Source organism: Sphaerimonospora cavernae (genome assembly GCF_042435035.1).
GTDB lineage: Bacteria > Actinomycetota > Actinomycetes > Streptosporangiales > Streptosporangiaceae > Sphaerimonospora > Sphaerimonospora cavernae.
The window spans coordinates 57,002-82,465 of record NZ_JBHMQT010000012.1; the positions used below are offsets into that span (position 1 = coordinate 57,002).

General features: G+C 67.7%; 29 protein-coding genes. 20 read left to right on the forward strand and 9 right to left on the reverse strand.

What is annotated here, in order from left to right; translation table 11 throughout:
• Positions 1-19 precede the first annotated feature (19 nt).
• From ACFHYQ_RS08400 to ACFHYQ_RS08410, 3 genes are all read left to right on the forward strand, one after another.
• On the forward strand, positions 20-1,507 hold the full coding sequence (locus ACFHYQ_RS08400) for an aldehyde dehydrogenase family protein (RefSeq protein WP_394300528.1): 1,488 nt from the start codon (positions 20-22) through the stop codon (positions 1,505-1,507).
• 142 nt (positions 1,508-1,649) lie between these two features.
• Positions 1,650-2,060 (forward strand): hypothetical protein, encoded by a 411-nt coding sequence (locus ACFHYQ_RS08405; protein ID WP_394300529.1) that lies wholly within the window; start codon positions 1,650-1,652, stop codon positions 2,058-2,060.
• Positions 2,057-3,709, forward strand: coding sequence for a GMC oxidoreductase (locus ACFHYQ_RS08410; RefSeq protein WP_394300530.1), 1,653 nt, complete (start codon positions 2,057-2,059; stop codon positions 3,707-3,709). The genes ACFHYQ_RS08405 and ACFHYQ_RS08410 overlap by 4 nt, the downstream gene beginning before the upstream one ends.
• Positions 3,710-3,797: 88 nt before the next feature.
• On the opposite strand, the gene ACFHYQ_RS08415 is transcribed toward ACFHYQ_RS08410, so the two are convergent.
• Together ACFHYQ_RS08415 and ACFHYQ_RS08420 are read right to left on the reverse strand one after the other, a co-directional pair.
• On the reverse strand, positions 3,798-4,070 hold the full coding sequence (locus ACFHYQ_RS08415) for a type II toxin-antitoxin system RelE family toxin (RefSeq protein ID WP_394300531.1): 273 nt from the start codon (positions 4,068-4,070) through the stop codon (positions 3,798-3,800).
• Positions 4,067-4,348 (reverse strand): type II toxin-antitoxin system Phd/YefM family antitoxin, encoded by a 282-nt coding sequence (locus ACFHYQ_RS08420; protein ID WP_394300532.1) that lies wholly within the window; start codon positions 4,346-4,348, stop codon positions 4,067-4,069. The genes ACFHYQ_RS08415 and ACFHYQ_RS08420 overlap by 4 nt, the downstream gene beginning before the upstream one ends.
• A 105-nt stretch (positions 4,349-4,453) precedes the next feature.
• On the opposite strand from ACFHYQ_RS08420, the gene ACFHYQ_RS08425 reads away from it, so the two are divergent.
• Together ACFHYQ_RS08425 and ACFHYQ_RS08430 are read left to right on the forward strand one after the other, a co-directional pair.
• Positions 4,454-4,723 (forward strand): hypothetical protein, encoded by a 270-nt coding sequence (locus tag ACFHYQ_RS08425; protein WP_394300533.1) that lies wholly within the window; start codon positions 4,454-4,456, stop codon positions 4,721-4,723.
• Positions 4,716-5,147 carry a PIN domain-containing protein gene (locus ACFHYQ_RS08430; protein ID WP_394300534.1) on the forward strand — a complete coding sequence of 144 codons (432 nt, stop codon included), beginning with the start codon at positions 4,716-4,718 and terminating at the stop codon, positions 5,145-5,147. The genes ACFHYQ_RS08425 and ACFHYQ_RS08430 overlap by 8 nt, the downstream gene beginning before the upstream one ends.
• Before the next feature lie 148 nt (positions 5,148-5,295).
• On the opposite strand, the gene ACFHYQ_RS08435 is transcribed toward ACFHYQ_RS08430, so the two are convergent.
• The 3 genes from ACFHYQ_RS08435 to ACFHYQ_RS08445 form a co-directional block, all read right to left on the reverse strand.
• Complete coding sequence (locus ACFHYQ_RS08435; protein WP_394300535.1) at positions 5,296-5,595, reverse strand: DUF6247 family protein; 300 nt, start codon at positions 5,593-5,595, stop codon at positions 5,296-5,298.
• A 94-nt stretch (positions 5,596-5,689) separates the two neighbouring features.
• Positions 5,690-6,118 carry a hypothetical protein gene (locus ACFHYQ_RS08440; RefSeq protein WP_394300536.1) on the reverse strand — a complete coding sequence of 143 codons (429 nt, stop codon included), beginning with the start codon at positions 6,116-6,118 and terminating at the stop codon, positions 5,690-5,692.
• Positions 6,108-6,359: a hypothetical protein gene (locus tag ACFHYQ_RS08445; protein WP_394300537.1), complete on the reverse strand. Its 252-nt coding sequence runs from the start codon at positions 6,357-6,359 to the stop codon at positions 6,108-6,110. The genes ACFHYQ_RS08440 and ACFHYQ_RS08445 overlap by 11 nt, the downstream gene beginning before the upstream one ends.
• A gap of 1,080 nt (positions 6,360-7,439) precedes the next feature.
• Here ACFHYQ_RS08445 and ACFHYQ_RS08450 point away from each other — a divergent pair.
• The gene (locus tag ACFHYQ_RS08450; protein ID WP_394300538.1) at positions 7,440-8,543 is read left to right on the forward strand and encodes a ParA family protein; all 1,104 of its coding nucleotides are present in this window, start codon (positions 7,440-7,442) and stop codon (positions 8,541-8,543) included.
• A gap of 2 nt (positions 8,544-8,545) precedes the next feature.
• The gene (locus tag ACFHYQ_RS08455; RefSeq protein ID WP_394300539.1) at positions 8,546-9,541 is read left to right on the forward strand and encodes a hypothetical protein; all 996 of its coding nucleotides are present in this window, start codon (positions 8,546-8,548) and stop codon (positions 9,539-9,541) included.
• A gap of 138 nt (positions 9,542-9,679) precedes the next feature.
• On the opposite strand, the gene ACFHYQ_RS08460 is transcribed toward ACFHYQ_RS08455, so the two are convergent.
• From ACFHYQ_RS08460 to ACFHYQ_RS08470, 3 genes are all read right to left on the reverse strand, one after another.
• Positions 9,680-10,072 (reverse strand): VOC family protein, encoded by a 393-nt coding sequence (locus ACFHYQ_RS08460; protein WP_394300540.1) that lies wholly within the window; start codon positions 10,070-10,072, stop codon positions 9,680-9,682.
• A gap of 56 nt (positions 10,073-10,128) precedes the next feature.
• Positions 10,129-12,252 (reverse strand): hypothetical protein, encoded by a 2,124-nt coding sequence (locus ACFHYQ_RS08465; protein ID WP_394300541.1) that lies wholly within the window; start codon positions 12,250-12,252, stop codon positions 10,129-10,131.
• A 710-nt stretch (positions 12,253-12,962) separates the two neighbouring features.
• A complete protein-coding gene (locus ACFHYQ_RS08470; protein ID WP_394300542.1) occupies positions 12,963-13,181 on the reverse strand; it encodes a hypothetical protein in 219 nt (72 codons plus the stop codon).
• Between the two features lie 130 nt (positions 13,182-13,311).
• On the opposite strand from ACFHYQ_RS08470, the gene ACFHYQ_RS08475 reads away from it, so the two are divergent.
• Positions 13,312-13,497: a hypothetical protein gene (locus ACFHYQ_RS08475; RefSeq protein WP_394300543.1), complete on the forward strand. Its 186-nt coding sequence runs from the start codon at positions 13,312-13,314 to the stop codon at positions 13,495-13,497.
• A 196-nt stretch (positions 13,498-13,693) separates the two neighbouring features.
• Here ACFHYQ_RS08475 and ACFHYQ_RS08480 read toward each other — a convergent pair whose 3' ends face one another.
• Positions 13,694-14,479 carry a 2-keto-4-pentenoate hydratase gene (locus tag ACFHYQ_RS08480; RefSeq protein ID WP_394300544.1) on the reverse strand — a complete coding sequence of 262 codons (786 nt, stop codon included), beginning with the start codon at positions 14,477-14,479 and terminating at the stop codon, positions 13,694-13,696.
• A 382-nt stretch (positions 14,480-14,861) separates the two neighbouring features.
• Between ACFHYQ_RS08480 and ACFHYQ_RS08485 the strand changes: the two genes are divergently transcribed.
• The 12 genes from ACFHYQ_RS08485 (at position 14,862) to dmpG (ending at position 25,212) form a co-directional block, all read left to right on the forward strand.
• Positions 14,862-15,647, forward strand: a complete 786-nt coding sequence (locus ACFHYQ_RS08485; RefSeq protein ID WP_394300545.1) for an enoyl-CoA hydratase/isomerase family protein — start codon at positions 14,862-14,864, stop codon at positions 15,645-15,647.
• Between the two features lie 58 nt (positions 15,648-15,705).
• Positions 15,706-17,085, forward strand: coding sequence for an aromatic ring-hydroxylating oxygenase subunit alpha (locus tag ACFHYQ_RS08490; protein WP_394300546.1), 1,380 nt, complete (start codon positions 15,706-15,708; stop codon positions 17,083-17,085).
• 2 nt (positions 17,086-17,087) lie between these two features.
• Positions 17,088-17,573, forward strand: coding sequence for an aromatic-ring-hydroxylating dioxygenase subunit beta (locus ACFHYQ_RS08495; protein ID WP_394300563.1), 486 nt, complete (start codon positions 17,088-17,090; stop codon positions 17,571-17,573).
• 32 nt (positions 17,574-17,605) lie between these two features.
• Entirely contained in the window at positions 17,606-18,676 is a 1,071-nt protein-coding gene (locus ACFHYQ_RS08500) for an SDR family NAD(P)-dependent oxidoreductase (RefSeq protein ID WP_394300547.1), read from the forward strand.
• A gap of 2 nt (positions 18,677-18,678) precedes the next feature.
• Complete coding sequence (locus tag ACFHYQ_RS08505; RefSeq protein WP_394300548.1) at positions 18,679-19,425, forward strand: alpha/beta fold hydrolase; 747 nt, start codon at positions 18,679-18,681, stop codon at positions 19,423-19,425.
• Between the two features lie 16 nt (positions 19,426-19,441).
• The gene (locus ACFHYQ_RS08510) at positions 19,442-20,371 is read left to right on the forward strand and encodes a VOC family protein (RefSeq protein WP_394300549.1); all 930 of its coding nucleotides are present in this window, start codon (positions 19,442-19,444) and stop codon (positions 20,369-20,371) included.
• 46 nt (positions 20,372-20,417) lie between these two features.
• Positions 20,418-20,846, forward strand: a complete 429-nt coding sequence (locus tag ACFHYQ_RS08515) for an ester cyclase (protein WP_394300550.1) — start codon at positions 20,418-20,420, stop codon at positions 20,844-20,846.
• Positions 20,847-20,855: 9 nt separating this feature from the next.
• Positions 20,856-21,092: a ferredoxin gene (locus tag ACFHYQ_RS08520; protein ID WP_394300551.1), complete on the forward strand. Its 237-nt coding sequence runs from the start codon at positions 20,856-20,858 to the stop codon at positions 21,090-21,092.
• Positions 21,093-21,095: 3 nt separating this feature from the next.
• Positions 21,096-22,283 carry an NAD(P)/FAD-dependent oxidoreductase gene (locus tag ACFHYQ_RS08525; protein WP_394300552.1) on the forward strand — a complete coding sequence of 396 codons (1,188 nt, stop codon included), beginning with the start codon at positions 21,096-21,098 and terminating at the stop codon, positions 22,281-22,283.
• 58 nt (positions 22,284-22,341) lie between these two features.
• The gene (locus ACFHYQ_RS08530) at positions 22,342-23,142 is read left to right on the forward strand and encodes a 2-keto-4-pentenoate hydratase (RefSeq protein WP_394300553.1); all 801 of its coding nucleotides are present in this window, start codon (positions 22,342-22,344) and stop codon (positions 23,140-23,142) included.
• Between the two features lie 88 nt (positions 23,143-23,230).
• Positions 23,231-24,127: an acetaldehyde dehydrogenase (acetylating) gene (locus tag ACFHYQ_RS08535; RefSeq protein ID WP_394300554.1), complete on the forward strand. Its 897-nt coding sequence runs from the start codon at positions 23,231-23,233 to the stop codon at positions 24,125-24,127.
• A 38-nt stretch (positions 24,128-24,165) separates the two neighbouring features.
• Positions 24,166-25,212, forward strand: a complete 1,047-nt coding sequence (gene dmpG, locus ACFHYQ_RS08540; RefSeq protein WP_394300555.1) for a 4-hydroxy-2-oxovalerate aldolase — start codon at positions 24,166-24,168, stop codon at positions 25,210-25,212.
• Positions 25,213-25,464 lie beyond the last annotated feature (252 nt).

Sequence of the window (25,464 nt, forward strand, 5' to 3'; positions counted from 1 at the left end):
TGGAGGCCACGCTGACCCCATGCGCTACGACCCCGCCTGGCTCGATTCCGACCCGCTTCCCCAGCTCATCGACGGCCGCGAATCCCGGGAAGGCGTTACCCGCCCGGTGGTCGATCCGTCCACGGGAGAGACTCCGGCTTCCTACGCCGAAGCCACCCCGGCCGAGGTGGAGGCGGCCCTCGCCGCCGCGCGGCGCAGTCACGACCGGGGCGAGTGGCGGAGCATGCCCGGCGCGACCCGCGCCGAGCTGCTGGACGCGGTGGCGGCGGCGATCCGCGCCGACGCTCGGCGGCTGGCCACTCTGGAGGCACTCGACACCGGCAAGGCGGTCGGCGGCGCACTCACCAACGACGTGTACGAGGCCGCGGGCGCCTTCTCCTACGCCGCCGCCGTCGCGCGGACCATGCATGGCGATGTACGGCGCAGCTCGTTCCCCCCGGAACTGCTGCCCGGAGGCGGCCCGGACCTGCTCACGATGCGCCTGCGCGAACCCGCGGGCGTGGTGGCCGAGTTGCTGCCGTGGAACGGGCCCCTGATGACGGGCAGCCAGCGCATCGCGATGGCACTCGCCGCCGGATGCTCGATCGTGGCCAAGCCCCCGGAGGAGGCCGTCGTCACGCTCGTCGAACTCGGCCGCATCCTCACCCGCGCGGGGCTCCCGCCGGGCGTGCTCAACATCGTGCTCGGCCTCGGTGAGACCGTCGGCGAACAGCTCGTCACCGACCCCCGCGTGGACCTGGTCAGCCTGACCGGCGGCACCGAGACCGGCCACCGTGTCATGGAGCTGGCCGCCCGCAACCTCACCCCCACCCACCTGGAACTCGGCGGCAAGTCCCCCGTGATCGTCTTCGCGGACGCCGACCTGGACCAGGCGGTGGGCTGGGCGATGATGGCCGCGTTCGTCAACATGGGCGAGGTCTGTGTCGCGGGCAGCCGGCTGCTCGTCGACGAGTCGGTCTACGACGACGTGGTCAAGGGCGTGGCGGAGGCCGCGGCGAATCTGACCATCGGCGACGCGCTCGATCCCGCCACGTTCATCGGCCCGTTGATCAGTGAGGCCCACGCGAGCCGGGTCCGCGGGTTCGTCTCCCGGGCGCTCTCCGGCGGCGACGCCACGGTGGTCGGCACCCCGTCCATCGCCTGCAGCAGCCGGGCCACGTACGTGCCGCCGACCGTCCTCGGCCGGGTACGGCCAGGCAGCGAGATCGAGCAGCGTGAGGTGTTCGGCCCGGTGCTGGCCGCCATGCCGTTCTCCTCCGAGGAGGAGGCGCTCACCCTCGCGAACGGCACCTCCTACGGCCTCAACGGCACGGTCTTCACCCGGGACATCGAACGCGCCTTCCGCGTCGCCCACGCCCTCGACTGCGGCGAGGTCAACGTGAACTGCCACTTCACGCCCGACATGAACGGCGGCCGCGGCGAACCCCGCCGCTCCAGCGGCCATGCCCGCACCGGCGTCGACGCCTACACCCGCATCAAGGCCGTCAACATCCAGACCCGCTCCTGACGGGCCGGGACTTCTGTGGTCACACTCCGCGGCCCGGTCGTACTCCCGGCTGCTGTTCCCGCGGCCGGCCATGTGGCGAGACCTGATGGTCACGCGGCCGAAGACGAACGGGCGGGCCGTTCCCACCCGCTCAGGAGCGGCCATGTCCCGACATGACTCCAGGGGCGGCCGCCCCGACAGCGGTGATCTCGCCGACGGGCCGCTGGACGTCGCCGAGTCCGAAGCGCTGGCCCGCCTGCTGGACCTTCTCGTGCCGTACCCGTCGCAGCCCGGCGGTCCGATCGTGGGCGACACCGTCGTGTTCGTGCGGCGTCGGCTCGCCGCCGAGGACGCCGCCTGGCTGGTGCCGCTGCGCGCCGGGCTCGCCGCGGCCGCCGGGCGGGAGGAACAGTGGCTCGCCGCGGCCGAGAACCAGTCCGGAGAGCTGTTCGAGCAGTTGCGCGCATGGGCGTGGGACGGGTTTCTCGCTCATCCCCGCTGGGGCGTCAACCGCGGCGGGCTCGGCTGGACGTACTTCGGATGGGCAGGACCACCCCGGGAGCGGGAGTCATGATCACAGACGAGCACGCCGACGTCGTCGTCGTAGGACTGGGCGCCGCCGGCGGCACGATCGCCGCGGCGCTCGCCGAACGCGGCCTCGACGTCGTCGGGCTGGAGGCCGGTCCCGAACTGGTCCGGCCCGGTGACTTCACCGACGACGAACTCCTTTTCGCCGTTGACCGCAAGCATTTCTGGGCCGAGCCGGAGGTACTCGAGTTCGAAGGCGCCGCGACGACGGCGACCTGGCTGAAGCGCAACCTCGGGGTCGGCGGCCCTTTCGTCTGGAGCGGCTTCGCCTACCGGTTCCACCCCTCCGACTTCCGAGTCGCGAGCACGGTCGGAGTCCCGGACGGATCCTCGGTCGAGGACTGGCCGATCGACTACGAGGAGATGGCGCCCTGGTACGAAGCCGCGGAGCAGCTGGTCGGCATCAGCGGTAACGCCGGGACATACCCATTCGAACCACCCCGCCGCGGGCCGTTCCCGCAGCGGCCGGTCCGGCGAGTGGCCGGTACGACCCTCCTCGACGAGGCCGCGCGGGCCCTGGGCTGGCACCCGTACCAGCCGCCGGCCGCGATCCTGTCGAAGGCGCGCGGCGATCGGTCCGGTTGTTCCCGCTGCGGCCTGTGTACGAACTACGCCTGCCACCGCGATGCGAAGGCGTCCTCAAGCGTGTTCGCGCTGCCGATGGGGCTGCGGACCGGCCGGCTGCGGCTTTCCGGCGGCACACGGGTCACCGAGGTCGTCTGCGATCCGGTGACCGGTCGGCCGCGGGCGGTCCGTTACCTGCGCGCGGACGGTACGACCGGCGAGCAGCCGGCATCCGTCATCGTACTGGCGAACAACGCGATCTACGTCGCGAAGCTGCTGCTGCAGAGCGGCTCCGCGCACCATCCGCATGGGCTCGGCAACCACTCCGACCAGGTCGGCCGGCACCTGACGTTCCACACCGGCGGCGTCGCGTGGGGCGTCTATGACGAGCAGTTACACGTCGACTCCGGCCCTGCGCAGCAGGTCGCCGTCGACGACCTGAACGAGGACCGCCCCTGGCGTGCGGGCGCCGGGTTCCGGCGGGGAGGAGTGCTCCACGGCGGCATGCCCGTGTCGTTCGCGGGCGGGCCGCTCACCTTCGCCCGCGCGCTCGGCGGCGTGGCACCGCTACCCGCTGGAGTACCCACGTACGGCCGGGGGCTCATGGACTTCGCGGCCTACGCCTACACCCGTCACCAGGCGGTGTACTCCCTGGGGGAGGACCTGCCGCAGGCCGACAACCGGGTTGTGCTCGATCCGGAGGTCAGGGACTCGGTCGGCAGTCCGGCGCTGCGGATGCGGTACCGCAGACACCCTGAGGACGTCACACAGATCGACCACCTCGTCGCGGCGAGCGTGCGACTGCTCGAAGCCTCCGGGGCAGCCATGATCGCAAGCGCGCCGTCGGCGATCCCCGGCGGGATGTTCGCCGGCCATGCGCACGGGACGACCCGCATGGGCACGGACCCGGCGACATCGGTGGCCGACGACCGCGGCCTCGTGCACGGCACAACGAACCTGTTCGTGGCAGGTGCCGGACTGTTCGTCACGGGAGCCGGTCTGAACCCGATGCTGACGATCATCGCGTTGGCGCTGCGCGCCGTCGACGCCATCGCCGACGCAACCCGCTGAGCCGTTAGGGGTCACCTCGCCGGCGTCGGCGGCCCCGGCGTCTCGGCCATGGGATCGCAGCAGCGTGCCCGCACCGCTTGTTCATTGGTCAGTATCGGTAGGTGTCGCGGCGGTGCCGAACGGAATCGATCTCCACCACGTTTTTGCCGGCATCGATGCGATACAAGACGCGGTACGTCCCTCGACGCGCCGAGTGCAGTCCTTCGTACGGCTCTCCGAGCGGCTTGCCCACCCGATGGGGACTGTCGGCCAGGGCCCCGGTGATCAGCGCATAGGCCGCTACCGCGACCTCTTCGGGGAGGTCCTCCGCCAGTGCCCGGCGCGCTGCGGGCTTGTACCGGATGGTCCACCGCTCGCTCACGCGGCGCCTCGCCTGCCCAGACGCTGCCGCATGATCTCCGCCATCTCCTCTTCGCCGGTGTAGTCCTCCGTCTCTGCGGATTCAGCGAGGTCGGCCCTGGTGGCCGGGTCGGAGAGGACAGCCAGCGTCTCCACGAGCGATTCGTACTCAGCAACCGAAATCAACATCACCACCGGTCGACCGTTCTTGGTCAGGGTGAAATGGTCGTGCTCACGCTCGGCGCGGTCAGCCAGTTCGGCGATACGAGCCTTGGCCTCCGTAATTGGAAGGGTCTCCATAACGACCATTATAACGACCGGTCCGAATTAAGGTCGTCACCCGGCCCCGGGAGGCCAGATCTGCTGGAGGACGCACCTTCACGGGAGATGAGTATGATCCCGGGTATGAGCGGAGACCGGAAGGTGCGGATCACCATCACCGTGGACCCCGACGTCCTCGAATACGCCGAGCATCTCGTCACCGCCGGCAAGGCCACCAGCGTGGCCGCCGTCTTCAACGACGCCATCGCGGAAAAGCGCATCACCGACCAGCGGGCACTGGCCCTGCTCCGCGAACGCGCCCGCCATGCCGACCCGGCGCGGGTGGCCCGGATGATGCGGCATGTGAACCGCCAGCTCACCGAGCACGGTTTCCCGGCGGCACCGGGTGAGTGACTTCACCCCCACGCCGTACATCCTCGACACCGGCGTCCTGGCCGACGTCGCCCGCGGCGACGCCGACCTGATCGGCCTCCTGCAGGACTTCGACCGGGCAGGACAGCCGCTCATCATCCCCGCACTGGCCGCCACCGGCGCGCTCCTCGACGGCCGCGGCTCACCCGACGCCCAGGCGCTGCTCGCCGGCCTGGCCGCGTTCGAGCACGCCATCGTCGCCCCGCTGGACGGCGTCACCCAGTCCGCCAAGCTCACCGACACGATGGCCGTCACCGGCCTCGACGTCTACGACGCGCACGCCGCCGCCATCGCCGATGTGTCGATCTGCCCGATCCTCACGCTGCACGCCGAGAAATGGCGACAGCCGTCCCGCGCCCTGGACAATCCGCCGCACATCATCGAGATCACCGACCCCGACCAGTAAGCAGGTCACACCCCGACCACCCGTTGCACGACCGCGCCCGGTCGTACGGCTTCCGCCCTCGGAAGCCGGGATAAGCATGGGTTACACATATCTTGCTTCCGCGGTCTGCGGCGGGTTCACCCACGCTGAAGCCCTTCCCATGGGTAGCTCACACTCGGCCTTCCCACTCCGGCGGGGTGTAACGAGTGAACATGTCGGCTCGCCGCTGGAGCGCGTCCTGGACGGCCTCCTCGTAACCCGGGCGGGCGTAAGCGATTGCCCGCAGGTGCCACTGGCGCAGCAGCGTCTGCACCTGCTTGAAGCGGGCCAAGTCGTGGGCGGCTTCCAGAGCCTCCTCGTACTCCATCCGGAACCGGGCACGGTGCGACGGCGGAAGCGCCCCGAAGATCGCAGCAGGATCCTCACCGGGATCACGGGGTCCGGAAGACCCCAGAGGCTGAGCGGTCATGCCGACACAGCTATCTTCCGCATGTGGAAGGCCTCGCGGCGTCACTGCGAACGCCTAGCAGCAGGTAGGCAACGATCCGCGCTCAGAAGCATCTTCAGTCCAGTTCGGCGACTTCGACGACGGTCAGTTCGCCGGACGCTTCGTGGACAGCGCTCTTCCATAGCCCGTAATTCACGGTCAAGACGGGACAACTGCGCATGATCGCCTGCTCTGCCGCCTGAACGTCCCACAGGTCAGGGAGCGCCTCAACGGCCAGCCGCATACGGGCAAGCTCCGTCGTGTCGTCGAAATCCACCAGTCCGGCGAACCGGGCGGAGTCCAGCCGGCAGATCCCACGGAGCACGGCGACCCGTTCCGGCGTCCCACCTACGTCGATGGCGGCTGCGGTGGCGGCCAGCGCCGGGATGACTAGGGCGACCCTTTCGGCGTCAAATTGCTGGATCATGTTGATGATGTCGATGTCGCCGCGTGCCGCCTCTTTCAGGAAGGCGGCGTCGAGCACGAAGGCGTTGTCAGCGGGCATTAAAGATCTGCCGCGCCTTGCGGGTGCGCCGCTGGGCCCTTTCGACGGACTCGGCGTCCTGTCGTGCCTTCTCAACCGCTGCCCGCCATGCCGCATCGGCTTGGCGGTCGGCCTCGACCCTGCGGGTGAGGGCGTCGTTGATGTAGGCGGACACCGATCGTGCCTTACCGCGTTCGACCTCTGCCAGGACATAAAGATGCAGGTCTTCATCGACGCTGATGGTGATCGGCTTGGTGCTCATAGTTTCATCATAGGGTCGTCGGCGGCCCACGTCTTGTGTTTCTCTTACGAGCAGTTCTACGAGGCCATCTGCCCCCGCTGTGAAGGAACTTCGCGGGCCGCGGTACCTCTGCAAAGGCGCCGCTTCAGCGCAGGCGGGGCCGAAGGCCTGCATGACGCCAGGTACGGCCTGTCACGGTCTTCACCGCGATCTCTGAGAGCTGCTCTGAACCGGTGTGGGAAGGATGAGCCCGGCCGAGTGCGCATGGGCGGCATCAAGGCGGCAGGCGTTCAAGGAGTCTCGAGAGCCGACGGGGACACGGCGGCTCTGGCGATCACTGAGGAGAGCACACGGGCAAGCGGTGTGACTTGCCGCCGCTGCGTCAGGCGATGCTCGAACCGGACGATGGACGAACACCAGGCGGGACCTTCCCCAGTGGCGATCACCCTGGATAGATGACGTCCTAGCACCCTGTGATGACGTCGTACGGGAGACCTGTCGGCATGTCGGTCAGTAGATCCAGGTCTCGGTCAGGTGGCCTGACGATCGTCCGGAGAGCCATTGATTGGATGAGACATGCGGGTAGGCTGTCGAGCGACCAGTAGAGAGGTCGAGGAAGGGCTCTCGCAAGCTAGCCATGCGGGAGCCCTTCTTGCTGCCCATCCAGCCCCCGCTAGGTCAAGGAATCTTAAAGTCTGCACGTCAGACGATATGCCTTTCACACAATCACACGATCTGACAGTCACACAGTCACACAGTCGGTCTTTCACACACTCACACAAGCCCCCGATCATCCAGCCGTTCAGCTCATCCGCCACCCGATCGTCCAAGCCGTCCCCGAGTCACTCGCTCAGCCGTCCGCGCAGTCGCCCGGTCGGCCTCTCAGCCAGCGACGCCAGCGATCTCCCATGGGATGACGAGGTCTGTCTCCCGCAAGGTCACGCAAGCGGTCTTCCAGGAAACGATGCAATCAATCGATCATCGACCGGCACACCCCGTGTTGATCCCGGGAAAGAGGTAAGACTCCCTTTACGATGTTGCTTGCGGCCGTACGTCTTTCCGTACGGCACGCGCAACCTCTCTACTGGAAGGACCCCTGACATGTCGGTCACACCCGTGCCCGAAGTCGATGCGCCAGAGTCGCGAGCGGACACGTCGACATGGCTTGCCAATGGCATCACCTCCACCGACAACGTCATCGCCCTGATGATGAGGAAGGGGGGCGCCGGCAAGACCACGCTGACGCTGCTGCTGCTGGACGCCCTCGCTCGGATGGGGCTACGCGTCCTCGCCGTCGACCTGGACCCGCAGGGCAACACCAGCATCGGCCTCGGTCACAAGGTGCAGCTCGAGGTGACCGGACATACGAAGCTCGGCAACAAGCCCATCATGACTCCGACTGAGCCGACCGTGCTCGAGGTCATCGAGGCTGACACGGCCGGTGTCGCGGACGATGCCATCCAGACCGTCGACTGGGGCTACGACCTCAACGAGCCGTTCCACCGCGGCGGCCCCCTGTTCCCCGGCCGGATCGGCGCGATCGGCGTCATCCCGTCCTACCGCGCCCTGGAGGTGTCGGCGGCGACCTGGCGTCCGAACGACCTGGAGAAGCTGGCGACGGCCCTGCTGCTGCCGGCCGAGCAGAGTGGGATCGCCCCGAACGCGCGATGGGATGTCGTGCTGATCGACACCCCGCCCGGTGGCTCTCTCATCTCGATCCAGGCGGCCAAGGCGGCGTACCACGCACTGCTCGTGACGCAGGCGCAGCGGTTCGGGGTGGAGGCGATCCCGGAGACGCTGATGCTGGTGGACGACATCCGCGACAGCTACCGGCACGAGGAGTTGAACGTGCTCGGCCTCGTGTTCAACGAGTACACCGACCGCTCGCAGACCCAGCGGAACCTCATGGCGCAGGTCGACGCCGAGCAGCAGAAGCAGAACAGCGAGTTCGAGGTCGAGGTGTGGAAGGGGCGGGTCCCGAACTACACCGTGGTCGACAAGAGCCAGAACGCGGAAGCGCCTCTGTCCGCGTTCCTGACCTCCGGGGCCGACCGCGACTCCGCCCGGAAGGTGTGCCAGGTCGCCGAAGGCGTGGCCATCCAGCTTCTCGAGGGTATCCGGCACCCGCTGGCGGCCGAGGTGAAGCAGGCGTGGAAGCAGGCATGGCCGGCGAACCTGCGCATGCCGATCGTGGCAGAGGTGTGAGCGTGGCGAACTCACGGTTGAAGCCGAAGCCGATCACAGGGTTCGGCCATACGGCAGTCGAGGAAGAACAGCCCGCCCCTGCCCCCGCCGCTCCGGCTTCGGCTCCGGAGGCGGTCACGGAGCCGACCTCCCCGCAAGCTCCTCCGGTTCAGAAGCCGCGCCGCGAGGAGCCGGCCCCGGCGAAGCCCGTGGCGGAGCAGCCGCCCGCCGCCAAGCCTGCCGCGGATCAGTCGCCTCCGGCGCGCAGGGCAGAGGAGCCCCCGGCCGAACCGGCCAAGGTCGAGACTTCGGCCGCGGAGCCTGCCGTACGGCGGCCCATGCCTGCGGAACCGGACGAGCCGCAGGCAGACCATGGTGAGCCTTCCGCCGCGGAGGAGGAAACCGCCGCGGGCGATGCCGGCCGCCACGAGCCCGAACCGCAGCCGGCCCAGAACATCCCCGACAAGCCTCGCCCGCGGCCGGTGTCACGGGGAACGGTGAGCCGGGCCGGGGCGACGCGTACCATCGTGGACCTGCCTCGTACGCCCCCGACCTCGTCGAGCGGTGTGACGCTCGGGCAGGCGGGCCGGGCCGTGGCCGCGTCGTACCTCCTCGCGACCGAGGGCGACGAGCGGTGGGCGAAATTCTCGGTCCGCCTGCCCGACGATCTGCACCGACGTTCCGTACGGGCCATGAATCGGCTGCGCAAGACGCTCCGGCGGCGGGGCCTGGGCACCAACCACGTGTGGAACGCCGCGCTCGTGACGTCGACCCCCGCGGACCTGCAGGTGTGCGTCGAGTGGGCGCGAGCTCGGCGGCAGGCCGGCGACGGCGTGGAGGCGCCGTCACGGTCGACGACGGTCCACCCCGCCGTCAAGGAGGCGATGACCGACCTGGAAGGCGACCTGCGGGAGAGCTACCGGCACGGTCTCGTCGGCTATCTCATCGCGGAGATCATCAGCCGGTTCCTCGACCGGCTGGAGGCGGAGCTGCCGGACCCGGACGGGCCGACCGCGTAAATCCCAGCGTCTAGAACGTCCATGCCACCCACGCAGAGCCCCTTGTCACACCTTCGATCTCAGCTGTGACAAGGGGCTGCGGCTCATCCTCACCCACACCTCGCGGGAACCGTACGGCATGGCCACGGCAGTATTCCCTCAGGCCTGGCCGAGCAGGTCCCACCGGTTGCCGGCGACGTCCAGGAAGACCGCGACCCGCCCGTACGGCTCTGTCCGGGGCGAGGTCACGAACTCGACCCCGGACGCCGCCATCCGCTCATAGGCGGCGTCGAAGTCGTCCACCTTCAGGAAGAACCCGACCCGGCCGGCGACCTGGTTGCCGACCACGGCGGCCTGGTGCTCGCCGTCCGCCCGCGCGAGCAGGATGCCGGTTCCGCCGCCCGGCGGCCGTACGACCACCCATCGCTTCGGACGGCCGTCGTTGGTCAGCGAGGGCGAGTCCTCGGCCAGGTCGAAACCCAGGGCGTCGACGAAGAACTCGATGGCTCGGTCGTAGTCGTCCACGACGATCGCGACCAGATCGACACGCACCCCGTGATCGTACGACTCGCCGTCTCCCTGGCCTTCAAGGCCAGGGAGCGAGCGATTCACGGGCAACGGCTCCGGGCGCGATCTGTCATCACGACAAGGCCGAGGTCTTCGACTTCGTGACGCCAGATCGAGAGCCACTCGGGGTCCTCGTCGGGGATCTTGATGGGTAGACCGTCAGGCGGGTCGGGCTCGTCGTTCACCCAGGGAGGCGGTTCGGACTGGGCGAGCAGGTCTGCGAGCTCGCTGATCGGCGTCTCGTCTGGGCCTACGCCACGGGCACGTTCGTCCTCCTTTGTCGCTTTCAGGATGCCGAGCAGCTCGTGCCATTCACGGCGTTGCTCCCGATACAGCTCGACGAGCTCGGCCATCCGCTTGTCCGTGCCGAGTTCTTTCGCGACGTCCTCAAGGGCCGCCTCGCCGCGCCGCCAGCCTCGTTCGCCTTTAACGGCCAAGCCGTACGCCGCGAGCTCCTTCAGCGACCTCCACACGCTGGCGTCGGAGAGAGCGCTGAGCCGCACCAGCTCGCCGGCCTTCGTCTCCTCAGTGCTCAGCACCTCGTACAGCAGCGCGCTCGGGCCGCTGAGCTCCCAGAACGCGGGATGGATCCCCTCAATAAGGCCGGCTCGCCAACGTCGCCAGGCGGCGTCCTTTCGGTATGCCTCGGGGACGCGCAGTTGGTACACGTCGGCCCGGACGCCTTCTCCATTCGTCACCAGGTCGATCAGCGGGTCGTCCTCGCTGCGCAGCAGCACCAGGACGTCCGCCACCGTGGTCCAGTGCAGGCCGGAAGCGATCGACAGCGACCGTACGCCGAACTCAACCGTGAGCGACCCCCTCATCTGAGCCGCCTTGCCCAGGGCCCGGAGCACTTTCCGTACGGTGACAGCCCTCCGGCCCCACTCGGCCTGCCGATCCGGGTCTCGCTCCGCCAACCAGACGGCGTTCCACCAGGTGCGGATCCGCTGGTAATCAGTGTGCCCAGCTTTACGGTGTAAAGGAAGCTGCCGTGGGTTCATGGCAGCCAGCCCTGTCACGACAGATTCGGGGCACGAGCTCTTTTCTCCCAGCTCAGGGGGCGTGGAGTGGTTGCGCCTGGTGTAGTCCCTTGAAGCAAGTTTATCGCCTGCCGCTCCGATGACCGATTTTCGCCATTCCGCGGTGATTCGCGTGGTGTCGCGGGAGCCGTACTTGCCGTAGAAGGAGGCCAGGCCCCGCCAACGGCCCGAGTGCATCTCCTTGAGGACCTCGGCGAGCCGCCAGCCGGCCGCGGCCGCGGAGTTCAGTACGGCAAGGCGGGCCCGGCTCCTGTCGGGGTAGCCGGCCTTGAGGTGGTCGCCGGTCTGGGCCATGGCGTCGAGGTCCGCGCGGATCGGGCGGCGGCCGCCGATCAGCGGCAGCCACGGTTCCCCTTCGGCGTCGGTCGGACCGTCGAAGGTCGCCTGCTGTACGGGGGAGACGGCGTGGAGCTCGGCGGTGAGCTCGGTGAGCAGGCCGTCCCACACCTTTGGGCCGCACGGCCGCCGGACGGCGTCCAGGGCCGCGTCGAGCGGCATGTCGAGCCGCATCCACCCGGTCAGCCGACCGGCCTGCAGCTTGTGGCCGGCGCCGGGAGGGCGGATCTGGCCGAACACGTTGCTCATGGGGGAGGCGTCGAGGGTCGCGTAGCGCCGGGCGAGGGCTTGGGCGACGCGCCTTAACTCCTCGTACGGCAACGCCGCCGCGAACAGCACGTACACGTGGCGGCCACCGGAGGGTGAGCGATCGTGGATGCAACGCCCGCCCAACCGTTCGATCAGCTCGGCGAACGCCGTTGCTTCCCGTGTGACCAGCTCCCGGGGAGTCTCAGAGAAGTTCGTGTGCTGGGCGAGCGTCACGTCGAAGTCGGCCACCAGGAGCCGGCCCGTCTGCGACTCGGCGTGGAACACCGGGACCGTCGCCGGCCGGTACGGCAGGGCGTCGTCCAGCGGGTGCTCGTACCCGCGGCCCTTGTGCCACTTGGGGAAGCTCGCGCCACCGTCCGGGGACAGCCGCATCCGCGGGGCCTGCGCGATCGCGGGCGCGAGCAGACGCCACTGCTCGGCGGCCAGGGCGCGCGCCTCGGCGGGGCTCCCATCGGGGGAGCCTGGGGCTGGTATGTCGGCTAGGAGAAGTTGGTACCCCGGCGTGTCGTCTCCGGGCAAAGCTCCACTAGCCGAAGGACGGGATGCTATCGTCGTCTCCGGTAAGTCTGTACGGGCATTAATCGGTAGCTCTCCGGACCGAGGAACTTCACGGGCCGGGGCCGATCGTGGTCTGTATGGGGTTGTTCGAAGTGGTGCTAGTTCGTTCTGGCTGCCAAACCTTCTGGAACTAGGCCACTGACTCGGGTGTTAGTCCGCGCGCCCCCCCTTCCTGGGGGGGAAGCGCTTTTTTCTTGCCCCATGACCGGGCAGGCCTCCTCGCTCGTCACAGTGAGATCAACCAGATACTTTGCCACGTCACGACCCCGCCACGCTGGGTAATGGGGAAGTGTGTCGCGGGTAATCTCCGCGACTGGTCGGGCAACGGGATGCATGGCCGACCACGGCCCGGAGAGGGCTCGCGAGGCGGCGGACGGCATTGCCGTACCGGCCCTGGACCGTACGGGCAGGGCCTGGACATACTGGGACACGGCCGACACGCCGAGAGAAGGGCGTGTTTTACTAGCCGGATGACTCATTGGTATTGTCATCTCCGGTTGTAGTTCCAACGGGGCAGCGGGCTCCGACTCGGGCGACGTTTGGTGGCGAAGTCGAGACGGATCCTGCTCAGGAGCCCACATGCAGTTTGCGGACGCCCCCCGGGCCAACGGGGGGCTTTCGTTTTGGTCTGGGTGTCCTCCTACTGGGGGATGGGGAAAGCAGCCGGCGTCTCAGGCACTCAGGCGTAGCCGCTCCTGCAGGTGGTCCGGTCTGGGCCACTGCTTGGTGTCGCGCATGGCTGCCACCACGTCCACGATGAAGTCGCCGAAGTGCGTGTAGCCCGCCGCGGCGGCGTCTTTCTGCAGATCGGCGTACAGCTCCTCCGGGAAGCGGATGGTGTGCGCCTTCCGCCGCCCCTTCGACTTGCGTCCAGGTCTGCTTCCACTCACGGACGATAGATCTATCAGAATCAGAATCACTGCGGCCACCCTCCAACCAGCGTGTCGCAAAAATTTTCCCTCGCTTGCCGTGTGCAAGGTCACCCCGCCCCCGCCCTCACGACCTCGGCGCCCTCCCGCAGTGACGACGCTGCACACGCATCCCGCCGGCAGTATGGTCGCCGAGATCACGGGGTGGAAGACCTACCTCAGCGCGGCATTCCGGCAACGGCCGTACGGCGTCTGCATGGAACCTCACTTCCTTCCCAGCCACGCGAAGAAGAGCAGCGGGACCAAGGACACAGACGACCGGTTGCACGGCCTGTGACTCGCTCCGTGCATCCCGTGGGGTACCGCGCGGCGTTTGCGGGGCCGACGCACGATGATGACGCCACGAGGCAAGCCGAGGTCGATATGTGGTTGCCAGTTGATGCAAGTGATGCCGCGCTGGTGAACCGCGGCGAGCTATGTCCTGATCTGCTGGGGGCTTCGGCTCTCAGGTGGGGTGTTCTCGACCGGTGGCATCACACGCACCTCAGCGAGACCGAGCCGAGATTGGTGAAGTGGGCAGTGACCTGTCCGCCCGGCCGGGCGAAGACAGCGTCGGTCATCCCACCGGTGAGCACGATCCAGCCCGGCTCCAGCGCCACCCGGCGCCGAGCCAGCGTGTTCACGGCAAGCGCCAACGCCTCGGCGGGATGACCCTGCACCGCCGCGCCGGTGGCTGAATCCACCACCTCACCATCGACCTCCAGCAGGCAGGCCTCCAACTCCAGGTCCAGCTCGTCCGGCCTGCGCGCCACCCCCCCGAGCACGAACCCCGCGGAAGAGGCATTGTCGGCCACCACGTCCGGCAGCGTGAATCTGAAGTCAGTGAACCGGCTGTCGATGACCTCCAGCCCGGCATAGACATGCGACACCGCCTGCATCGCCCTGGCCGCGGTCACTCCCGGACCGGCCAACCGCTCGCCGAGCACGAACACGATCTCTGGCTCCACCCGCGGATGGATCAGCTCGCCGGTGACCAGCGGGGCGCCCGCCGGCAGCACCATCCGATCGGTGAGCCAGGCGGTCAGCGGCGAGTCGACGCCCATCCGCTGCTGCTTCGCCCGCGAGGTCAGCCCCAGCTTCACCCCGACGATGGTCTGCCCCGCCTCGACCTTCCGGCAGATGATCTCGTCCTGCACCCGGTAGGCGGTCTCCAGGTCGAGCCCGGGCCACTCCGCGGTGATCGGCCCGCGGTCGGCGCGAGCCGCTTCGGCCTCGGCGAGCACAGTCGCCGCCCGGTCCACATTCCACTCGGGGATCATGCTCGGTCCTTCTCCGCCGCAGGTCGGCAAGGCGATGTCGATATCAGAAATTTCAGTGTTCTGAACAAACAAGATCGGCGCCGCACTCGGCGATCATGATGCGCAGGCGAGCTGGACGCACAACTTTTTTCGGTCACCCATTTCCAGGTCGCGCGGTTGCGCCCGCTGTCACGCCCGAGGGCGCGTCAGACATCGGATGAATAGGTCACCGGGGCACCTGGGAGTGTATTTGCCACTGCATGCCCGATTCAAGACCGGACGACGAACCGCGCTGGACTGCACCTCACGCTCATCGGAGTGTCCTGAACAGGCCTTGACGAGAGATCGAGGCGACCTATATGACTAGTGGTCTAGTGGCCTAACCACTGGAGGTGTTTGGCCGATGACAGCCAGCGCAGCCTGCGTCACCGCAGGCTCCCGACGCCAAGACGGTGGCCGCGTTTCGGTTCAGTCCGGCGGGCAGGCGGCATGCGTCTGGCTCGGTACGGGCCTGAGACGGAACGCGTTGCGCACCGATGACTGGACCGAGCTGGAACGGGTGGTCGACGGTCTTGCGAGCCGTGCGGACGTCAAGGCCGTCGTGTTCCGCGGCGTCCAGGGCACCTTCAGCTCCGGCTCGGATCTCACGGAGTGGGCAGCGGTCGAGGCCGGCTATGTAGATCGGACGTTCGCCGCGATGGAGTCCGCGCTCGCGGCGGTGGAACGGCTCGGTGCCGTGTCGATCGCCGCCATCGAGGGTGCGGCCGTCGGCGCCGGCTGTGAGCTCGCACTGGCCTGCGATCTGCGCGTCATGGCTCGTTCCGCACGCATCGGGATGCCGGTGGTCCGTCACGGCATCCGGCTCAGCCCGGCCTTCGCGCTCCGGCTGATCCACATCGTGGGCGTGGCGCGAGCGAGGGACCTGCTGTTCACCGGGCGGCTCGTCGGCTCCGAGCGCGCTGAGCAGTGGGGGCTGACTTCACAGGTGGCGGACGACGAGGAGTTCGATGAGCACCTGGCCGGGCTCGTCGAATGCGTGACGTCGCAGCCGCGAAGCGGTCTGGTGGCTGCCAAGCGGAGCACCAACCGGGCATTGGAGCAGGATCGCATCCATTTGCACGAGCCGGACTGGCGATACGTGGATGAGAACGAATTCTTCGACCGTATTTCGAATTTTCTTACGCATTAGAGGCGACAGTGGCTATCGGTGCGATTCAGAATTTCCAGCGCGAGTGTAAGGAGCTACCGTGACAACCTTGGGCAACCTGGAACAGGCAGTCTCATGGCGCAGCGGCAAGATCTCGCCCACCATCTACTTCGATGAAGAGGTGTACGCACTCGAGCAGGAGCGCATCTTCGGTGCGACCTGGATACCGGTCGGACATGCCGACATGGTGCGCGAGCCGAGTTCCTACATCACGAACTACATCGGTGAAGTCCCGGTGATCATCCTGCGTGACCCGTCCGGCACCGTCCGCGGTTTCGTCAACCGCTGCCGGCACCGGGGAAACAAGGTTTGCCTGTTCGACCGAGGAAAAGCGCATAGTTTCACCTGCTCCTATCACGGATGGACCTACGGCCTGGACGGAAGCCTGGTCGGCGTCCCCCGCGAGCACGACCTGTACGGACCCGACTTCGACCGCAGAAACTGGGGGCTGGAGGAGATCCCGGTCGCCGACTTCAAGGGACTGCTGTTCGCCTCGCTCGACAAGAACATCACGCCGTTCGAGCAGTGGCTGGGCGACGACACACGCTGGTGGCTCGAGACGTTCGTGCTGGGCGAGCCCGTTGGCGGTCTCGAGGCGCTGCCCGGATGGCATCGGTACCAGACTCCGGGCAACTGGAAGCTCATGGCCGAGAACTTCATCGGCGACAACTACCACGTGGCGTTGACCCACGCCTCGTGGCTGCGCGCGGCAGCGGAGTTGCGAGAGCAGGGATCGCAGATCCCAATGATCACTTCGCCTCTGCCGCTGCGGACCAAGGCACCGACGTACGAGGTCACCGCCGGATACGGTTCCGGATGCCCGCTCGGGATCGGCGCCATGCGCCTGTACAGCGACACGATGTTCGAGCGGGACCTGGAGGAGGCCAAACGCCTCGGGCCCGATGTCGTCGAATGGCTGCGAGACCGGCAGAACAGGCTGGACAAGGCGCTGGACGGGATCAACCCTGCGCCGTACGGGTTCGTGAACGGGTTGCTGTTCCCGACTCTCGGTCTGATGGGCTACATCTCCCCCATGATCGGTCGGCATCTCATGGTGTTCCATCCGCACGGCGTCAACGAGCACGAGATCTGGCAGTGGACCATGGTCGAGCGCGAGGCTCCCGAGGTGGTCAAGGAGATCGCTGTACAGCGGGTCTACCAAGGCCAGCACATGGCGGGTGTGATCGCTCCCGACGACGTCGAGAACTTCGAACGCGTCGTGGAAGCCATGCGGGCGAAGCGAACCTGGGAACTGCCGTTCAATTTCGAAGTGCACCTCAATGACGACGAGGACCAGTTGCCCGGTGTCCCCGGGAATGTCGGCAAGGAGCCGAGCGAGGTCAACCAGCGGCAGTTCTACCGGTTCTGGCTGGAACTGATGAGGCGCGAGCCGGCCGCTCAGTCGCAGGGAGGGGCGTGACAATGCTCAGCTTCGAGGACAAGTATCGCATCGAGGAACTGCTTCGGCGAGAGGCGCACCTGCTCGACGAGCGCCGGTTTCGCGAGTGGCTGGACCTGTTCACCGACGACGTGGAATACCTGATTCCGCTGACCGAAGCGGTCCAGGGCGACGTTGCGCCGGCCGGGCACCCGATCATCAAGGACGACAAGGACATGCTCCTGGCCCGGATCCTGAAGGACGAGTCAGGCTTCTCCCACGCCGAGACCCCGACGTCGATGACCTGCCACCTGGTCGGCAACATCGTCGTCGACGAGAGCACCGAGGAGGACGCCGAGGTGCGATCGGCGTTCATCGTGCGCCAGGCGCGAAAGCTTCGCGACGAGGCCTGGTGGGTCGGACGCCGCAAGGATCTCGTACGGCGCGTAAACGATCAATGGCGTATCGCGCGCCGCGAGATCACCCTCGACACGACGCTACTGCCACGCGGGATCTCGATCTTCTTCTGATGGCGCGGATACGAGCGGTTCTGGAGGACTTAATGACGCAGCAAAACAATCTTGATCACTATCAGCAGGTTCAGACGGAGATGGTCTCGCGCGCGCTGGCGCAGTGGCGCCCCTTCGTCACCGACCAGGTAGCCGTGATCACGGGTGGTGCGCGAGGCATCGGCAAGGTCTTGGCGCAGGGTCTGCTCGAAGCGGGTGCGAAGGTCGTCTGCGCGGATGTCACGTGGAAGGACGCGGACGAGTTCCGCGACCGACTGGACTCCTCGGGCCGGGGACTCGGCCTGGAGATGGACGTGACGAGCGACGAATCAGTGCGTGCCGCATACGACGCGGTGCTCGACAGGTTCGGCAGGGTCGACACGCTGATCAACAATGCGGGGCTGGTGTCGGAGACGCTGTTCGCGCCGAAGGGCAAGGTGCCCACGTTGGAAACGACGGACCAGGACTGGCAGCGCATGTTCGGCGTGAACGTGTTCGGCACCGTTCGGGTTATCCAGACCTTCGTCAAGGCGATGCTCGATCAGGGCAACGGAAGCATCGTGAACGTGGTGAGCAGCGGCGTCCTGATGGAGTCGGTCGGCGGCGGCTACTTCGCCACGCGTCCTTGGACCACCGAGATGCCCTACCAGGCCAGCAAGGCCTCGTTGACCACGCTGACGTTCTACCTGGCGGAGGAGTTGAAGCGGACCGGCATCGCGGTCAACGCGTTCATGCCGGGGCACACCCGTGCATCCTGGTTCGACGACACCGCTCGGGCCATCAGCAGCGAGGGCCGGATCTACGCGCTTCGACCGATGGCGCCGCAGCATGTGCTTCCGCTCGTCCTGTTCCTCGCCGCCCAGGCCTCGTCGCAGTCGGGTGAGCCGGCGACCGGCCGTCTCTACCACGTGCCCGACTGGAACTACGACCACGGTTACGGCGGACTGCAGTCGTGGGGCGACTACGACCTTCCTGAGGACATCGAGGCGGGGTATCGCGAACTCGAGGCGGCGATGCCCGACTATTGGCGTTCCGGCCTGGCGAGGGCCCGGTTCGACGCCGAGCGCGTCGCGTACGCCGCGGGTATGGACAAGATCAAGAGTGCCCAGGAAGGTGCACGGTAGCCGTGTACTTCACCGCTCAAGACGGAGTGCGGCTGCATTTCGACGACCGCGGCAGCGGCGAACCGGTCGTGATGATCCACGGAGCCGCGGGCTCCGGGATGTCGTTCGATGCCCTGGCCGAGCACCTGCGGCGCGACTTCCGGGTCGTGACCGTCGACCTGCGCGGCCTGTCACGCAGCGACCGGGTTGAGACCATCGGTGCCACCGCATGGTGCGACGACACGGTCGGCATCGCGGACTTCCTCGGGCTGGACACCTTCCACCTGGTGGGATGCTCCTTGGGCGCCCGGATCGCGGGCCGGATCGCGCGCGACAACGCCGATCGGGTCAAGAGCCTGTCGGTGGACGCGCCGCTGCTGTCGGTCACCCGTGACGGCGGCAGTTCGCTGAACCGCCGGTTCGAAGATCTCGATCACGCGGCACCGGAAGACCTGGAGAAGTGGCAGCGATACCACGGTGACGACTGGCGCGGCGCGGTGTCGTTCTACGGGCGGGTGCGCAACGACCCCGGCCTGCAGACCCATCTCACCATCCGGCCGTGGCTGCCGGAGTTGACGCTGCCCACGCTCATCACCAGGGGCTGCATCGATGACTCGGTCCACCCCTTGGCGCACTGCATCGAATGGCACAGCGCGCATCCCGCCTCGTGGCTGTGGATCGCACCCGGCACCCGCTTCTCGCTGACCCAGCGCCTACCGGCCGAGTTCGCCGACATCTACCGCCGCTTCGTCGCTGAAGCGACCAGATAGGCACGCGGAGGTTTCAATGGAACGATCACCGGTAATCGGCCTTGGCTACCTTGTGGTGCATTCGGACCAGCGGGAGGCCTGGCACGGTTTCGCGACCGATGTGCTCGGGATGTCCGCACAGCGGAGTGGCACCGGCGACCTGCTGCTCCGGATGGATGAGCGCATCGCACGGATCATCGTCAGCACGCCGCCGCGGGAGCGGCCCGCCGGCGCGAAGGCGTCGGTCGTCGTCGGCTGGGAATGCCCGAGCGAGGCCGAGTGGCAGCGCGCTGCGAAGGTGATCGAGAAGTCGGGGCTGACTATCGCATCCGCGCCGGAAACCGATTGGTACACCGAAGCCTTCAGCTGCGTCGATCCGGCCGGGGTGCAGTGCGAGTTCTTCTACGGCGGCAAGGTCGACCCGGCCAACCACTTCGTGTCGCCGACCGGTGTGCGGTTCGTCACCGGCACGCAAGGACTGGGACATGTCACGGTGAGCACCCCGCTGTGTCGAGAGTCGGTCGAGTTCTACAGCGATGTTCTCGGCTACCAGATTCGCGAAACGAAGATCACCGGCGAGGAGCGATCGTGGCGATGGGCGTTTTTGAGCCCGAGTGAGCGTGAGCACAGCATCGCCGTGATGGACACGGGGCGGGACGGGCAACTGATGCACGTCCTCGTCGAGGTCAGCGACCTGGATTCGGTCGGGCGGGCGATGGACAGGTGTCTTGACGGATTGGCGCCGATACGTGTGTCGCTGGGGCGGCACTGGAACGACGAGATGGTCTCGTTCTACGTGCGCACGCCTTCCGGATTCGACGTCGAGTACGGATACGGCGGACGGAAGATCGACTCCGCCGAATGGAGCCGCCGCGCCCAGGGTGGCGGTGGCGCGGTCAGCCTGTGGGGACACCGGGTGGTCCGCCCGGACGGCACCCTGGGCCCTCAAATCGGCAGCGGACACTGACCAGCCGAAAAACAACTCCAGATACAGAAAGGGGCTGTGCGAAGACATGCCAGCCAACATCGACGCGATCGTCGCCGAGATTCACAGCCATCTGGCGGCGGAGAATGCGCAAGATCTCGACGAGCTCCTCGACGGGATGACGGAGGACTGCTTCAACCTGGTCGTCCCGGACCCACATCGGCTCTACGCCGGCCCGGAGGAGGTGGCGCGGCGCTACCGCGGGCTGTGGGCGACATTCCCCGACCTGAAGGTGCAGATGCGCCGCATCATCTCGGTTCAGGAGAACATCGCGGTGTCGGAACACACCCTGTCCGGCACTCATGGCGGGAGCCTGTTCGGGGTCCCGGCGACGGGCAGGCATGTCGAGGTCGAGACGGCCGTCGTCTGGGACATCGTCGACGGACGCATCCGCGGCGAGACCGTCTACTTCGATCTCGCCACCATGTTGCGTCAGGTTGGTCATCTACAGCTCTAGGGGAAGGCCATGACGGTTACGGATCCCAGGATGGAAACACAAGTGGGTTGGAAGGTCACCCTCGACCAGGATGTCTGTCAGGGATATGCCTGCTGCGTGATGGCGGTGCCATCCGTCTTCGACCTCGATGACGGCACCGGCAAGGCCATCGTGATCAACCCGGAGCCCGACGCTTCGTTGCGGTCCGCTGTGGAGGGCGCCGCGCGCGGCTGCCCGGTTCACGCGATCAAGGTCGAGGCGCGCTGAGCGGTGAACCGAATCGTCATAGTCGGGGCCTCGGTGGCGGGGGTTCACGCCGCGGAGGCCCTGAGGGACCAGGGCTTCGATGGCGACGTAACCCTGGTCAGCGCCGAGGACACGCTTCCGTACGACCGTCCGCCGCTGTCGAAGGAGGCGCTGGCCGGGAAGGTGGGGGAGCAGGACCTGCTGCTGCGCCCGAGCGGTTGGTACGCCGAGCAGGGCATCGAACTGATGCTCGGGCAGCCGGCCCGGCAGGTGGACGTCCGGGGCGGGTCGGTGCTGCTGGCCGGCGGTGCGTCGCTCGGCTACGACGGTCTGGTCCTCGCCACCGGCTCGGCCGCCCGGAGGCTGGACTCGATCAGTGGCGACACGGCGCGCATCCACTTGATGCGCACGGCGCGCGACTGTGTCCGGCTGCGTGAGCGCCTCATCCCCGGTTCGCGATTGCTCGTGATCGGTGCCGGCTTCATCGGCCTCGAAGTCGCCGCGACCGCGCGTGAGCTCGGCGTCGAGGTGACCATCGTCGAGATCGGGCCCGCACCGCTCGCCGCCGTGCTGGGCACGCAGGTGGGCAACTGGTTCCAGCGGCTGCACGAACAGCGCGGTGTGTCGATACGGTGCGGGCAGTCGGTGCGGGCCATCGAAACCGTCGGCGACGGCAGCCGTGTGCACCTGGCCGGCGGAGACGTGATCGATGCCGATGCGATCGTGGCCGGCGTCGGGGCAGCCCCGGCGACCCGGTGGCTTCAGGGCAGTGGGATCGAGATGTCGGACGGCGGTGTCGCCTGCGACGAGCGGCTTCACGCATCGGCCCCTGGCGTCGTGGCCGCGGGCGACATCGCATGCTGGTACAACCCGCTGTTCGACGAACACATTCGGGTCGAGCACTGGACCAACGCCGTCGAGCAGGGACGTTTCGCGGCATTGTCCCTCCTGGGTGTCAGCGACGCGTCCTACGTGGGACCCCCGTACTTCTGGACGGATCAGTTCACGGCCGGCACCAGGACCGTCGGCCGCATCAGCGGTGCGGACCGTGTCTGCGTCCGGCACGCGGACGACAACTCGCTCGTCGCGCTCTACGGGCGCGGCAATGTGCTACGCGCGGCAGTCTGCGTCAACTCACCGCGCGCGCTCATCGCCTGCCGCCGGGCGATCATGCAGCGCGCACCATGGCAGGACGCGTTGGCGGCCGTCTAGCCGTCGACATCGTTCCAGGATCGTGTAAGACACCGTCACCAGCGACATGGGGTGAAACATGAACACACAGGCGCGTCCCGAGGCGGTGCAGGCACTGCTCGGCGCCTACCGCACGGGTCAGCCAATCGAGCCGCTGACGGAACGCTTTCCCGGACTGGACGTCGACGACGCGTACGCGATCCAGGTCGGGCAGGTCGAGCAGTGGCAGCGGGACGGCGCGGTGGTCAAGGGCTACAAGGTGGGGTTGAGTTCGGCGGCGATGCAGCGCCAGCTTGGCGTGGACCAGCCGGACTTCGGTCACCTGACGGGCGGGATGTTCCACCTGGAGACGCAGCCGATCGACCTGTCGGCGTTCGTGGCACCGAAGGTGGAGCCGGAGATCGCCTTCGTCCTGGGGAAACCGTTGCGCGGCCCTGGCGTCACGGTGGCCGAGGCGATGGCGGCCGTGGAGTTCATGGTCCCGGCGTTGGAGATCATCGACTCCCGCGTCCGGGACTGGAAGATCAAGCTGGTCGACACGATCGCGGACAACGCATCCTCTGGTGGCGTGGTGCTGGGTAGCACCGCGACCTCGCTCTCGCAGGTGGACGTCCGCCTGATAGGCGGGGTGCTGCGCCGCAATGGGGAGGTTGTCGGTACCGGTGCGGGGGGAGCGGTGCTGGGGTCGCCTCTGAACGCGCTGGTGTGGCTGGTCAACACGCTCGGCGCGCGCGGGGTGACGCTGCAGGCCGGGCATGTGGTGCTGCCCGGGTCGATCACCGCTGCCGTTCCGGTGGCTGCCGGTGATGTGACGACTGCGACGTTCGCCAGGCTCGGTTCGGTGACAGCCCGGTTCTCGAAAGTAGGCGGAGCCCGGTGACAGCAGCCCACGTCCGGACATTTCTGGGATCCTCTCGATCCTGTCGGCGACCGGGACCGAACCCACGATCGAGAAAGGTGAGGACGCCGTGAGCAAGATCAGCGCGGCCATCGTCGGGCCTGGGAACATCGGCACCGACCTGCTGATCAAACTGCTGCGCAGCGACGTCATCGACGTCCATTCCATGGTCGGGGTGGACCCGGCCTCCGACGGCCTGGCCCGGGCCCGCGACCTGGACGTGACGGCATCGGCGGGCGGGGTGGACTGGCTGCTGGCCCAAGACCCCCTGCCCGACCTGGTGTTCGAGGCCACCTCCGCCAAGGCGCACCTGGCCAACGCCCCGCGCTATGCCGAGGCCGGGATCACGGCGATCGACCTCACCCCCGCCGCCGCCGGGCCGTTCGTGTGCCCGCCGGTCAATCTGGACACGCTGTCCGACGCACCCAACCTCAACATGATCACCTGCGGCGGGCAGGCGACGATCCCGATCGTGCACGCCGTCTCCCGGGTGGTCCCCGTCGTCTACGCCGAGATCGTCGCCTCGATCGCCTCCCGCTCGGCCGGCCCGGGCACCCGCGCGAACATCGACGAGTTCACCCAGACCACGGCCGGCGCCATCGAACAGGTCGGCGGCGCGGCCAAGGGCAAGGCGATCATCATCCTGAACCCGGTCACCCCACCCATGATCATGCGGGACACGGTGTTCTGCGCGATCCCCGAAGACGCCGACACCGGCGCGATCGCCGAGTCGGTCCATCAGATGGTCGGCGAGGTGGCCGCCTACGTGCCCGGCTACACGCTGCGCGCCGAACCGCAGTTCGACCCCCCGCGCGACATCTGGAACGGCATGGCCCGCGTCGCCGTCTTCCTCGAGGTCCGCGGCAACGGCGACTACCTGCCGCCCTGGGCCGGCAACCTGGACATCATGACCGCCGCCGCCGCCCGGGTGGGCGAGCAACTCGCCCGCAGGAAGGTGACCGCGTGACCGCGACCAGTGCAAGCACCGCAACCACCGTGACCGGCTTGACCTCCGCGCAGACCGGCACGGTGCCCGACAAGATCAGGATCACCGACTCCACGCTGCGGGACGGCAGCCACGCGATGGCCCACCGCTTCACCGAGGAGCAGGTGCGCGGTGTCGTGCACGCCCTCGACCGAGCCGGGGTGGAGGTCATCGAAGTCACTCACGGCGACGGGCTGGGCGGTTCCTCCTTCAACTACGGCTTCTCCCTCGAAGACGACATCACACTGGTCGCCGCCGCCGCGGACGAGGCGAAAAACGCGAAGATCGCCGTACTGCTGCTGCCCGGCCTCGGCACCGTGGAAAACCTGAAGAAGGCCCGCGCCGCCGGTGCGTCGGTCGCCAGGATCGCCACCCACTGCACCGAAGCCGACGTCTCCCTCCAGCACTTCGCCGCCGCCCGCGAGCTGGGCATGGAGACCGTGGGCTTCCTGATGCTGTCCCACCGGATCGGCCCCGACGAGCTCGCCGAGCAGGCCCGGATCATGGTGGACGGCGGCGCTCAGTGCGTGTACGTGGTCGACTCCGCCGGGGCACTCGTGCTCGGCGAGGCGCAGGCGCGGATCAGCGCGCTGGTCGCCGAGATCGGCCATCAAGCGCAGGTCGGCTTCCATGGCCACCAGAACCTTTCCCTCGGCGTCGCCAACTCGGTGCTCGCCACCCAGAACGGTGCCCGCCAGATCGACGGCGCCCTGTGCGCGCTCGGCGCGGGAGCCGGCAACTCCCCCACCGAGGTGCTGGTCGCCACCTTCGAACGGCTCGGCATCCCCACCGGAGTCGACGTGCAGGGGGCGCTGGCCGCCGCCGAGGACGTGGTCAAGCCGTTCCTGCGCCGCCTGCCGTTCGCCGATCGCTCATCGATCACCCAGGGCTACGCGGGGGTGTACTCCAGCTTCCTGCTGCACGCCGAACGCGCCGCCGAGCGGTACGGTGTGCCTGCCCACGAGATCCTGCAACGAGTCGGCGAGGCCGGGTACGTCGGCGGTCAGGAAGACATGATCATCGACGTCGCCCTCCAACTCGTCGCCGAGCGCGAACGCGCTGCCTGAGACGATCAAGCACCATGGTCTGCGGCAGTTGAGGCCAGCCGTCGTATGCGCCGCCATGATCACCGATGCCGGCACCCTACTTACTCGGCGGATAAAGATCTCGGCAAGGGCCCCGGCCATCAGGGCGGAACCCATGGTCATCGTTTTTCCGCTGCGCTCTCATCTGGTACGTCGCCTTACCGGGGCGGCTTGACGGTAAGCACCACGTTCTCCACTGCGACATCCCCGGGCCCGTTCCATGGCGGCCTGAAT